Origin of the sequence: Pseudomonas sp. NFACC43 (assembly GCF_900119645.1) — a bacterium.
Lineage (GTDB): Bacteria > Pseudomonadota > Gammaproteobacteria > Pseudomonadales > Pseudomonadaceae > Aquipseudomonas.
In genome coordinates, this window is record NZ_FPKK01000002.1 from 554,373 (window position 1) to 566,591 (window position 12,219).

Below are 12,219 nucleotides of genomic sequence, written 5' to 3' on the forward strand. Positions count from 1 at the left end.
CAGAATAATTCTCCTCAGCAATGACCTGGCGTCTGGTCGAGTGCCTATAACGTCAAGGTCAAGCGCTTGACCAGCGCCCCCGGCAGCAGCATCGAGGCCGTGGCCCGCTGGCTGTAGGTGCTGGCCGAGAGCAGCAGTTCCCGCTCCCGGGTCAGGCCTTCGAGCTGCGAGCCCAGCAGGCTGTAGACGCTGTCGTCGAATCGCATGGTGCTGACCGGCGCCACGATCTGGCCGTTCTCGACCCAGAACGTGGCGAAGCGGGTCATGCCGGTCAGACGCGCGGCCGGCTGGTCCGAGTAGTTCAGGTACCAGAGGTTGCTGATGTACAGCCCGGTGCCGAGTTGCTCGAGGATGTCGCGTTGTTCCAGCAGGCCTTCCTTCATGTCCAGCGCCGTGGGGTATTCATAGCGGCTGGCGCCGTTGGCGGTGAGGCCGTATTCGGCGGCGCTGCGGGAGTTGACCAGGCGAGCGTTCGCCATGCCCTTGGCAATCAGCGCCAGGTCATCCCGTGGATAACCTTCGTCGGAGAATGCCGGGCTCAGGGAGCCGCTGACCTGCTCCGTCAGCCATACGTCGGGGCTGAAATGCGCTTCGTTGGCGTAGAACTTCTGCAGCGGGCTTTGCTTGCTGGCGATAGCCCGTGCCGAGAAACCGCCCCAGCTGAGCATGCCCATGATTTCTTCCAGCGCGGCCGGCGCCAGGTAGGCGCGGTATTCGCCGGGGGCGAGGGTGCGCAGCGGCTGGCCAAGAAACACCAGTTGCTGGCGGGCCTGCTCGAAGCGCCGGGCAAACCCTTCGCTGCTCCATTCGTGGCCGGCGTAGCTGGCTTTGACGGCCTGGCCGTTTTCGTGGAACAGGCTGAAGTCGAAGTTGAAACTGTTGGCCTGGTGCCAGCCAAATGCCCCCGAGGAACTGGCGAAGCCTCGGCTGATGGGCCCGGCGGCGTAGATGCCCACCAGGTCGAGGCCTTCGCCGGCGCGGGCGATTTCAGCCACGGCCTGCTCGGTTTCCGGCAGCGGCAGGTCCTGGACCTTATGGCTCTGCCAGTGGTCATGGTTGAGCAGCAGATAGGGATCAGGGGGCAGTAGCGGCAAGGTCTCGCGCAGCTGTTGCAAGCCTTCGGCCAGCCGTTGCAGGTCTGTCTCGATGTGGCCGGACAAGGTGATCTGCAGGTCGGCATGCCGCCCGTCGTCGATCAGCTTGAGGCTGACATTGGCCTGCTGCACCTGCCCGGCCTGGCGAACCTTGCCATGATTGAAGCGCACGAAGGCCGAGGACTCGGCGGCATAGCCCACGGTGAACCGCTCTGATTCGCGCAATGCACCGCGCAGCCAGTCCACCAGTGTCTTGAAGGCTGCGGCCTGATTGTTGACGGTACTCATCAGGCGTCCCCTCCGAACACATCGACATGGCTGAATACACACGCCGGCGACGCATGGCCGACGCGAATGACCTGGTTCGGCTCGCCCTTGCCACAGTTCGGCGTGCCCAGCACCTGGAGGGTCGAGGCATCGCCCACGGCCCGCAGGCTTTTCCAGAATTGCGCGGAAATCCCCCGGTAGTTGGGGTTCTTCACTACACCCTTGAGCTCACCGTTCTCGATCAACTGACCCCATTCGCAACCGAACTGGAACTTGTTGCGCGCATCGTCGATGGACCATGAGCGGTTGGTGCGCATCAGTACGCCCCGCTCGATGCCCTGGACCAGTTGTTCCAGGGACTGGTTACCCGGTTCGATGTTCAGGTTCGCCATGCGGTCGATAGGAGGACGGTTCCAGCCGCAGGCGCGGCTGTTGGCGACGCCGTCCAGGCCGGCGCGGAACTGCGACAGGGCGCCGCCCAGCGGACGCAGCAACCGGCCTTCGCGAATCAGGAACTGTTTGCTGGCCGCCGTGCCGTCGTCGTCATGGCTGTAGCTGGCCAGCTCTTCGGGAATGTCGGGATCGAAGGTCACGTTCAACAGGCTGGAGCCGTATTGCAAGTGTCCAAAGTCGCTGGCCTTGACGAAACTGGTGCCGGCGTAATTGCGTTCGTCCCCCAGGATGCGATCCAGCTCCAGCGGATGACCGATGGATTCATGGATCTGCAGAATCATCTGGTCGGGCATCAGCAGCAGGTCCCGGGGTCCTTGGGGAGTATTCGGCGCCATCAGCAACTGCAGGGCCTGATCGGCGATATGCGGGGCGGCACCGATCAGGCCGCAGCGGCCGATCACATCGAAGCCACCCTGCTGGCCGAAGTTCTCGCGGCCCAGGGTGCGGGTCTGGCTGTCGTGGCCATCGAAGGCCGTGACTTCCAGGGACGGGTAGATGAAGCGCTGGGCCTGGCGCAGTTCGGCTCCGGCGCTGTTGAGGTAGATCTGCTCGACCTGGCTCAGGCCGATGCCGACTTGCCAATTCACCAGGCGCTCGTCCCGGGGCACTGCGGCCGACTCGTCGCCCAGCAACTGGTAGCAATCGCTCAGCGAGGGAAACGCCTGGTCGAAGTGGGGCGAGAAGTAATCGGCGCGGTCGCTGGAGACCGCTTGCTCGCGCAAGTCGAGCAGGGCATGGGGCTTGAGCCGCCGGGCCTGCTGCTCGGCCCGCTCCAGGGCAGCTTGCAGGCCGGCCTGGGACAGGTCGTTGGTGGCCGCGTAGGCCTCGACGCCGTTGACCCGGGCGGTGAGCATCGCGCCTTCGTCACGGTCCAGGCTGGGTGGTTCGGCGATGTTCTTGCGCACCGACAGATGCTGGCCGGACTCGCGCACGTAACGCAGGGAAAAGAAATCAGCGCCCGTGCGCAAGGCAGCGAAGCGCTGCTTGAGCTGGGGGTGGAAATCGAACATGGAACCTCCTTGTCTGGAGCGAGGGTGCAGCCAAGTGCGGTGCTTTGACGCGGCGGCCCTAGATTAGGCCTGGGGTGGGGGTGGGATCAAGGTAGAAGGGCATACCGGGGAGTCCAGGCGGACGCCATCGCGAGCAAGCTCGCTCCCACAGGGGGATCTTCAATGGTCACAAAAATGTGCGTCCGCTGCGGATCCTTGTGAGAGCGAGCTTGCTCGCGATGGCGGTCCTGGGTCTTACTGAGCCATCGGCCCCACTTCCCGCAGCGGCTTGCCGCGAACTGGCGCGTCGCCGGCCACGTAGTACGGGGCGGTGCTGCGTGGCAATGGCTTGCGGCCACGGATCTTGTCGGCGATTTTCTCGGCGATCATGATCGTCGGCGCGTTCAGGTTGCCGGTGGTGATGATCGGCATGATCGACGCATCCACCACGCGCAACCCTTGCATGCCATGCACCCGGCCTTCGCCGTCCACCACCGCCATCTCGTCGGTGCCCATCTTGCACGAGCAGGACGGGTGGAACGCGGTTTCGGCGTGTTCGCGGATGAACTGGTCCAGTTGCTCGTCGGTCTGCACCTCGATGCCCGGGCTGATTTCGCGACCCCGGAACGGATCGAGCGCCGGCTGCTGCATGATCTCGCGGGTCAGGCGAATGCCGTCGCGAAACTCCTGCCAGTCCTGCTCGGTGGCCATGTAGTTGAACAGGATGCTCGGGTGCTGGCGTGGGTCCTTGGACTTGGCCTGGATCCGGCCGCGGCTTGGCGAACGCATGGAGCCCATGTGTGCCTGGAAACCGTGCTCCTTCACACCGTTGCTGCCGTTGTAATTGATCGCCACCGGCAGGAAGTGGTACTGGATGTTAGGCCACTCGAATTCCGGGCGGGTGCGGATGAAGCCGCCGGCTTCGAACTGGTTGCTGGCGCCGATGCCGGTGCCGTTGAACAGCCACTCGGCGCCGATGGCCGGCTGGTTGTACCAGAGCAGCGACGGGTACAGCGAAACCGGTTGGGTGCAGGCATATTGCAGGTACAACTCCAGGTGATCCTGGAGGTTTTCACCGACGCCCGGCAGGTCGTGGACCACCGGGATGTCGAGGCTCTCCAGCAATTTGGCCGGACCCACGCCGGAGCGTTGCAGGATCTGTGGCGAGGCGATGGCGCCGGAGCACAGTAACACTTCCTTGCGCGCCCGGGCTTCGACGCGTTCTTCCGCGGCGCCCACCAGATAACGGACACCCACGGCACGTTTGCCTTCGAACAGGATCTTGTCGGTCAGGGCGTGGGTGACGATGGTCAGGGTCGAGCGCTTCTTGGCGATGTCCAGGTAACCGCGTGCGGTACTGGCGCGGCGGCCGTTGGGCGTGACGGTGCGGTCCATCGGGCCGAAGCCTTCCTGCTGGTAGCCGTTGAGGTCTTCGGTACGGGGATAGCCGGCCTGTACGCCGGCTTCCACCATGGCGTGGAACAGCGGATTGTTGCCGGGCTTGGGCGTGGTCACGCTGACCGGACCGTCGCCACCGTGGTAGTCGTTGGGGCCGATGTCCCGGGTTTCCGCCTTGCGGAAATAGGGCAGGCAGTCAAGGTAGGTCCAGTCTTCCAGGCCGGGCAGCTTGGCCCAGTTGTCGTAGTCCAGGGCGTTGCCACGGATGTAGCACATGCCGTTGATCAGCGAAGAGCCGCCCAGGCCCTTGCCCCGACCGCACTCCATGCGGCGACCGTTCATGTGGGGCTCCGGGTCGGTCTCGTAGGCCCAGTTGTAGCGCCGGCCCTGCAGCGGGAACGCCAGGGCGGCGGGCATCTGCGTGCGAAAGTCCAGGCGATAGTCCGGGCCGCCGGCCTCGAGCAGCAGGACGGTGACGCCTTCGTCTTCGGTCAGGCGGGTGGCCAAGGTGTTGCCGGCCGAGCCCGCGCCAATGATGATGTAGTCGAATTCTTGGGACATGAAATGCACCCTCTTTTTGAATTGGGTTCAGGTCGTGGTTGCCTTGACGCCACAACAGCGTTCACTCAAGGCCTCGTCCGATCAGAACACCGACGCGTAATCGCCCAGCTCGACCTGTACCGATTTGATGCGCGTGAAGTTGTTCAGCGAACTGATGCCGTTCTCGCGGCCCACGCCCGATTGCTTGTAGCCGCCCACCGGCATCTTGGCGTCGGATTCGCCCCAGGCGTTGATCCAGCAGATACCGGCTTCCAGCTGATGGATGATGCGGTGGGCGCGGTTCAGGTCGCGGGTCACGACGCCAGCGGCCAGGCCGAAGTCGGTGTCGTTGGCACGGCGGATCGCTTCTTCTTCGGTCTCGTAGGTGAGGATACTCATCACCGGGCCGAAGATTTCCTCGCGCACGATGGTCATGTCGTCGGTACAGTCGGTGAACACCGTCGGGGCCACGAAGGCACCCTTGGCGAATTCGCCGTCGGTCAGGCGGCCACCGCCACACAGCAGGCGTGCGCCTTCGGCCTTGCCCTTCTCGATGTAGCCCAGCACGCTTTCCATGTGGGCGAAGCTCACCAGCGGGCCGAAGTTGGTGTTTTCGTCTTCGGGGTTGCCGATGCGGATGCGCGCCACGCGTTCGACGATCTTGGCCTCGAACGCTGCCTTGAGGTGGCTCGGTACGAACACCCGGGTGCCGTTGGTGCAGACCTGGCCGGAGCTGTAGAAGTTGGCCATCATCGCCGTGTCGGCGGCGCGATCCAGGTCGGCATCGTCACAGATGATCAGGGGCGATTTGCCGCCCAGTTCCATGGTCACGTCCTTGAGCGAAGAGCTCGAGGCGCTGGCCATGACCTTCTTGCCGGTGTCGGTGCCGCCGGTGAAGGAGACCTTCTCGATGCGCGGGTGCTCGGTCAGCCAGGTGCCGACTTCACGGCCGCTGCCGGTCAGGACGTTGAAGACTCCAGGCGGAACGCCGGCTTCGGTATAGATTTCAGCCAGTTTCAGGGTGGTCAGCGAGGTGACTTCGCTGGGCTTGAAGATCATCGCGTTACCCGCCGCCAGGGCCGGTGCGGATTTCCACAGGGCGATCTGGATCGGGTAGTTCCACGCACCGATGCCGGCTACGACCCCCAGAGGCTCGCGACGGGTGTAGACGAAGGAAGTGTCGCGCAGCGGGATCTGCTCGCCCTCGATGGCGGGGACCAGCCCGGCGTAGTACTCCAGCACATCGGCACCGGTGACGATGTCGACGTAGCGGGTCTCGGAATAGGCCTTGCCAGTGTCCAGGGTTTCCAGGGCGGCCAGCTCATCGTTGCGCTCGCGCAAGATATCCACGGCGCGGCGCAGAATGCGCGAGCGCTGCATGGCGGTCATCGCCGCCCAGACCTTCTGGCCTTTTTCGGCGCTGACGACGGCACGCTCGACGTCTTCTTTCGTCGCGCGCTGGACCTGGGCGAGCACTTCACCGTTGGCCGGGTTGATGGCTTCGAAGGTGGCGTCGCCGCTGGCGTCGCTGTATGCGCCATCGATGTAGAGTTTTTGCAGTTCGAAACGGGCCATAAATACCTCGCAAGTGCATGTGTGGTTGGCTTGGCCACCGGGTGTGTCGTCTATGGCTGACTACGCCGGGCGGTGACGGTTCAGGAACCGAGCGATTCTGTGTGCTCTGGTGTTCCTGCCTTGGCCAGTTGGAGATCCATGTATTCGTAAGCGATCCGGTGGGCCTGGGCGGTGTCGAACGCGTCTCCCGACAGCGCGCCGCGCAGCCACAGCCCGTCGATCAGGGCGGCCAGGCCCCGTGCCGCGCTGCGTGCCTCATCGATGGGCAGCACGCGGCGGAACTGGCTGCACAGGTTGGAATACAGGCGGTGATCGTTGATCCGCTGCAACCTGTGCAAAGACGGGTGGTGCATGCTGGTGGCCCAGAAGGCCAGCCAGGTTTTCATCGCCGGGCCGTTGACCTGGCTGGCGTCGAAGTTGCCTTCGATGATCACCTGCAGGTGCGCCCGTGGACTGTTGTCCTCCAGCGCCTGGCGACGTGCGGTGATGTTCTCGCTCAGCACCTTCATCAGGTGCAGCGCCGTGGCCGCGATCAGGCCGTTCTTGTCCTGGAAGTAATGACTGATGATGCCGTTGGAGACACCGGCCAGGCGGGCAATCAGCGCGATGCTGGCGTCCCCCATGCCGACCTGATCGATTGCCTGCAACGTGGCGTCGATCAACTGCTGGCGGCGGATGGGCTGCATACCGACCTTGGGCATTTGGGTGACTTCTCCTGGGGCTTGATGGTGAGGAAGAGTCTATTTTGTTTTGATTGAACGTTCAATCAACAAAAAACAGGTTCCATGACAAGTCGCCGCTTTTTGTCGGGATTACCCCGTATGAAAACCCCGCAATATGGCGTGCGAGGACTTTTTGGGATGTCTTCATGACACTCATCGGTTGGTGTGAAGGCCAGCCGCCGATTGATGGCTGGAATACTGTTGTGGCGAGGGGATAAATCCCCTCGCCACAGTTTGTTTGCATTCCAGGTCAAGCTTGTCAGGCAGTCAGCAGTGCACAAACGAAAACGCCTCGATGCTCTCGAGGCGTTTTTGCAGGGTTGAGGCTCAGCCCAGGTTCTTACCGAGCAGGGCGTGGTACAGCTCGCTGTCGCCAAGGATGCCGACCACTTTCTGGTTATCGTGGAGCACCAGCTTGTTGCCGGTCTGGTAGCGGATCTGCAACGCATCGCGCATGCCGATGTTGGAGTCCACCAGGGTCGGACGACGGCCCAGGCCCTCGACCGATTGCCCCGGTGCCCAGTTCTGCAGGTCCAGGACGGCTCCGTTCTGGCGAGCGCCCTTGATGGTGTTGCCTTCGGCCAGGTCGAGCCAGGAATCGCCGCCTGGGTCCAGGCACACCGAACCGTTGATGCGCTTGCAGTTGTCCAGGGTGCGCATCAGGCTGCGGCCGCACAGGACGTTGAGCGGGTTGGTATGGGCGACGAAGGTGCGCACATAGTCGTCCGCCGGGTTCAGCACGATCTCTTCCGGCTTGCTGTACTGGATGATCTTGCCGTCCTTCATGATCGCGATCCGGGTGCCCAGTTTCAGGGCTTCGTCCAGGTCATGGCTGACGAATACGATGGTCTTTTGCAGTTTGCGTTGCAGTTCCAGCAGTTCGTCCTGCAGTCCCTGGCGGATCAGCGGGTCGAGGGCGGAGAACGGTTCGTCCATCAGCAGGATGTCGGCGTCCATCGCCAGGGCGCGGGCCAGGCCGACCCGTTGTTGCATGCCGCCGGACAGCTCGTCGGGTTTCTTGTTGCGCCACTGGGTCAGGCCCACCAGCTCAAGCTTCTCATCCACCAGCTTGCGCCGTTCCTTCTCGGGACGGCCCTGCATTTCCAGGCCGAAGCTGATGTTCTCGCGCACTGTCAGCCAAGGCATCAGGGCGAATTTCTGGAACACCATGGCGATGCGCTTGGTGCGCATCATCTTCAGTTCGGCCGGGGAGCAGGAGGCGATGTCGATCTGGCGCCCTTCGTGCTCGACGAACAACTTGCCACGACTGACGGTGTTCAAGCCGTTGATGCAGCGCAGCAGGCTGGATTTGCCTGAGCCGGAAAGGCCCATCAGGACGCAGATTTCACCCTTCTCGATGGACAGGCTGGCTTTTTCCACGCCCACGATCAGGCCGGTCTGCTGCAGGATCTCCGGGCGCGAAAGCCCCTTGTCCAGCAGGTCCAGCGCGGCCTTGGGGCGGTTGGAGAAAATAACATCGACGTCTTCGAAACGAATGATGCTCATGCGTCACCCCCTACTTTGGCGTCGGGTTGTTTGCAGATTCGGTCAAGCATGATTGCCAGCAGTACGATTGCCAGGCCTGCTTCGAAGCCCAGTGCGATATCGGCGGTGTTCAGTGCGTTGACCACGGGTTTGCCCAGGCCATCGGCGCCTACCAGCGCGGCGATCACCACCATCGACAGCGACAGCATGATGCACTGGGTGACGCCGGCCGCGATGCTTGGCATCGCATGGGGCAGTTCGATGCGCGACAGGAGCTGGCGACGGGAGCAGCCGAAGGCCTTGCCAGCGTCCATCAGTTCTTCCGGAACGTCGCAGATGCCCAGGTAGGTCAGACGGATGGGCGCGGCAATCGCGAACACCACCGTGGAGATCAGACCCGGGACCACACCCAGACCGAACAGGGTCAGAGTAGGAATGAGGTAGACGAAGGTCGGTACGGTCTGCATCAGATCCAGTACCGGACGCATCATGGTGTAGAACATCGGCCTGTGCGCGGCAACAATGCCCAGCGGCACGCCGATCAGTACGCAGACCAGGGTCGCGAACATCACTTGCGCCAAGGTCTCCATGGTTTCCTGCCAGTACCCCAGGTTCAGGATCAGCAGGAAGGACGCAATGACGAATACCGTCAGGCCCCATTTGCGCTGGATGAAATGCGCCAGCAGGGCGATGAGGCCAATCAGCGCCAGGGGGTTGAACCAGGTCAGCGCAAACGTCACGCCGTGGATCATTGCTTCGAGTGACATCGCGATGGCATCGAAGGTATTGGCGCCGTGTTGCGTCAACCATTCGACAAAGCCGGCGATGTACTGGCCCAGGGGAATTTTCTGATCAATCAGCATGGTATGAACGTCCGCATGCAAGGGATAAACAGCCCGGGCGGGCGAACCCGCCCGGCATAACGATTACTGCGCCAGCTTGGCTTTCACGGCTTCCAGGCCAGGTTTACCGTCAATGGTGGTCACGCCAGCGAGCCAGGTATCGAGTACTTGAGGGTTTTTCTGCAGCCAGGCCTTGGCGGCGGCTTCCGGTTTCATCTTGTCGTCCAGCACGTTGCCCATCAGCTTGCTTTCCATGTCGACGGTGAACTCGAGGTTCTTCAACAGTTGGCCGACATTGCTGCATTCCTCGGTGTAGCCCTTGCGGGTGTTGGTCGCCACGGTGGCGGCCCCGAAGTCCGGACCGAAGAAATCATCGCCACCGGTCAGGTACTGGATCTTGAAGCGTGTGTTCATCGGGTGCGGTGCCCAGCCGAGGAAGACCACGTCGGTGCCGCGCTTGGAGGCACGATCGACCTGCGACAGCATGCCGGCTTCGCTGGATTCGACGACCTTGAAGCCGGCGTCCTTCAGGCCGAAGGCGTTCTTGTCGATCATGCTCTGGATCAGACGGTTGCCATCGTTGCCCGGCTCGATGCCGTAGATCTTGCCATCCAGCTCTTTCTTGAATTTGGCGATGTCTTTGAAATCCTTGAGCCCTCTTTCATATAAGGCTTCGGGAACCGCCAGGGTGTACTTGGCGCCTGTGAGGTTGGTCCGCACGGTTTCCACGGTGCCGGCTTCGCGGTAGGCCTTGATGTCGTTCTCCATGGTCGGCATCCAGTTGCCGAGGAATACGTCCATGTTCTTGCCGTCGGCCAGGGACTTGTAGGTCACCGGTACGGAAATCATGGTGGTCTTGGTCTTGTAGCCCAGGGCCTGGAGAATCACGCTGGTGGTGGCGGTGGTCACGGTGATGTCGGTCCAGCCGACGTCGGAGAAGTTGACGGTGCTGCACTGTGGTGGCTCAGCAGCGTTGGCCAGCAATGGAAGACTCAGCATGGCGGCCAACAACAACGGCTTGGAACCTTTCATGAGTGGACTCCTGGTGTTTTATCGGCGGTATCCGGTCGGGGACAACCGCGCTTTGTTTGGATGTTGCGGTTGGTGGCGCGTGAACACTGTCTCGACACGCGGCCTTGAAAACGAGCCGTAACCGATCATGTACCAGTGCAAATCTGTCGCCTACAGGGTGGGTCGTATCCAGTACAGGGATGGTCGCATCCAGTGTCGGTGACGTCGTTTACAGATTTTTTCCACCCTCGGCGGGTCTCTGACACGCAAAAAAACGGCGTAGAACGCTGTCGGGAACAGGGCGACGTTGGTGGGCATGATTGCGTCGGTGTCAGACGTCGAACTCCAAGGCAAAAATCGGATGATGCGACCATCCCGGCGTTGAGCGTAGCAGCTCCGTCACCGGGCGCTCCTGCGCCCGGATGTGCCCGTTCTGGAGGTTCTAGGCAATGGCAATCAGCGTATTCGACCTGTTCAAAATCGGTATCGGCCCGTCCAGTTCCCACACCGTGGGACCCATGCGCGCAGCGGCGCTCTTTGTCGAGGCGCTGCGGGCCGGGTCGCTGCTGGAACAGGTGCGTCGAATCGAGGTGCAGTTGTTTGGCTCACTGTCGGCCACCGGCATTGGCCATGGCAGCGACAACGCGGTGATCATGGGCCTGATGGGGGAGTGGCCGGATGCAATCGATCCGTCCCGGATCGGCCCGCGCATCGAACAACTGCGGGAAACCGAGACGCTGTTGCTGGACAGTCGTTTGCCCGTGCCTTTTATCTGGTCCCGGGACATGCGCCTGCTGGACGAAAACCTGCCATTCCACCCCAATGCCATGACCCTGGTGGCCGAGGGTGACAACGGTGAGCTGCACCGCGACACCTACTATTCGGTAGGCGGTGGCTTCGTCGTCGACCAGGCCCAGGCCTCCAGCGGCGTGGTGGACCTGGACACCACCGAGCTGCCTTACGATTTTTCCAGCGCCCAGGAGCTGCTGGACCTGTGCCGGCGCCACAACCTGCGGGTGGCCGAATTGATGATGGCCAACGAAAAGGTCTGGCGCTCGGAAGAAGACATTCGCAGTGGTCTGATGAAACTCTGGCGAGCCATGCAGGATTGCGTCGAGCACGGGCTCAAGCACGAAGGCATCCTGCCGGGCGGCTTGAATGTGCGCCGGCGGGCGGCCAAGTTGCACCGTAGCCTGCAGGAACTGAACAAGCCGAATGTCATCGGCTCGACCTTGAGCGCCATGGAGTGGGTCAACCTGTATGCCCTGGCGGTCAACGAGGAAAATGCCGCCGGCGGGCGCATGGTCACGGCGCCGACCAACGGCGCGGCGGGGATCATTCCGGCAGTGCTGCATTACTTCATGAGATTCAGCGAAGACGTCACCGACGCCAACGTGGTGGATTATTTCCTCGGGGCGGCGGCGGTGGGCATCCTGTGCAAGAAGAATGCGTCGATCTCCGGTGCCGAAGTCGGTTGCCAGGGCGAAGTGGGCTCCGCCTGCGCCATGGCGGCGGCGGGCCTGGCGGAGATCCTGGGGGCGACACCGGAGCAATTGTGCAACGCGGCGGAAATCGGCCTGGAGCACAACCTTGGCCTGACCTGCGACCCGGTGGGCGGCCTGGTGCAAGTGCCGTGCATCGAGCGCAACGCAATTGCCGCGGTGAAAGCCATCAATGCCGCGCAGATGGCCCTGCGCGGCGACGGCCAGCACTTCATCTCCCTCGACCGGGTGATTCGTACCATGCGCGATACCGGTGCCGACATGCATGACAAATATAAAGAGACATCGCGTGGCGGATTGGCGGTCAGTGCGGTGGAGTGCTGACCCGCAGTATTCACAAT

9 protein-coding genes are annotated in these 12,219 nt (G+C 62.6%); 1 reads left to right on the plus strand and 8 read right to left on the minus strand.

The genetic code is table 11. From position 1 onward, the window contains the following. Positions 1-44: 44 nt before the first annotated feature. From BT179_RS06475 to BT179_RS06510, 8 genes are all read right to left on the minus strand, one after another. A complete protein-coding gene (locus tag BT179_RS06475) occupies positions 45-1,382 on the minus strand; it encodes a TldD/PmbA family protein (RefSeq protein ID WP_072390006.1) in 1,338 nt (445 codons plus the stop codon). After that, positions 1,382-2,824, minus strand: coding sequence for a TldD/PmbA family protein (locus tag BT179_RS06480; protein ID WP_072430871.1), 1,443 nt, complete (start codon positions 2,822-2,824; stop codon positions 1,382-1,384). Before BT179_RS06480 ends, BT179_RS06475 begins: the two co-directional genes overlap by 1 nt. Positions 2,825-3,058: 234 nt before the next feature. Beyond that, entirely contained in the window at positions 3,059-4,762 is a 1,704-nt protein-coding gene (gene betA, locus BT179_RS06485) for a choline dehydrogenase (protein WP_072389998.1), read from the minus strand. A gap of 81 nt (positions 4,763-4,843) precedes the next feature. Then, positions 4,844-6,316, minus strand: coding sequence for a betaine-aldehyde dehydrogenase (betB, locus tag BT179_RS06490; protein WP_072389995.1), 1,473 nt, complete (start codon positions 6,314-6,316; stop codon positions 4,844-4,846). An 80-nt stretch (positions 6,317-6,396) separates the two neighbouring features. Then, the gene (gene betI / locus BT179_RS06495) at positions 6,397-7,017 is read right to left on the minus strand and encodes a transcriptional regulator BetI (protein ID WP_072389992.1); all 621 of its coding nucleotides are present in this window, start codon (positions 7,015-7,017) and stop codon (positions 6,397-6,399) included. Between the two features lie 348 nt (positions 7,018-7,365). Further along, positions 7,366-8,544, minus strand: coding sequence for a choline ABC transporter ATP-binding protein (choV, locus tag BT179_RS06500; protein WP_072389989.1), 1,179 nt, complete (start codon positions 8,542-8,544; stop codon positions 7,366-7,368). Then, a complete protein-coding gene (gene choW, locus BT179_RS06505) occupies positions 8,541-9,386 on the minus strand; it encodes a choline ABC transporter permease subunit (RefSeq protein ID WP_072389986.1) in 846 nt (281 codons plus the stop codon). The genes choV and choW overlap by 4 nt, the downstream gene beginning before the upstream one ends. A 63-nt stretch (positions 9,387-9,449) precedes the next feature. Beyond that, on the minus strand, positions 9,450-10,397 hold the full coding sequence (locus tag BT179_RS06510) for a choline ABC transporter substrate-binding protein (protein ID WP_072389983.1): 948 nt from the start codon (positions 10,395-10,397) through the stop codon (positions 9,450-9,452). 428 nt (positions 10,398-10,825) lie between these two features. Here BT179_RS06510 and BT179_RS06515 point away from each other — a divergent pair, with 428 nt between their 5' ends. After that, complete coding sequence (locus BT179_RS06515; RefSeq protein WP_072389980.1) at positions 10,826-12,202, plus strand: L-serine ammonia-lyase; 1,377 nt, start codon at positions 10,826-10,828, stop codon at positions 12,200-12,202. The last annotated feature ends 17 nt before the right edge of the window (positions 12,203-12,219 follow it).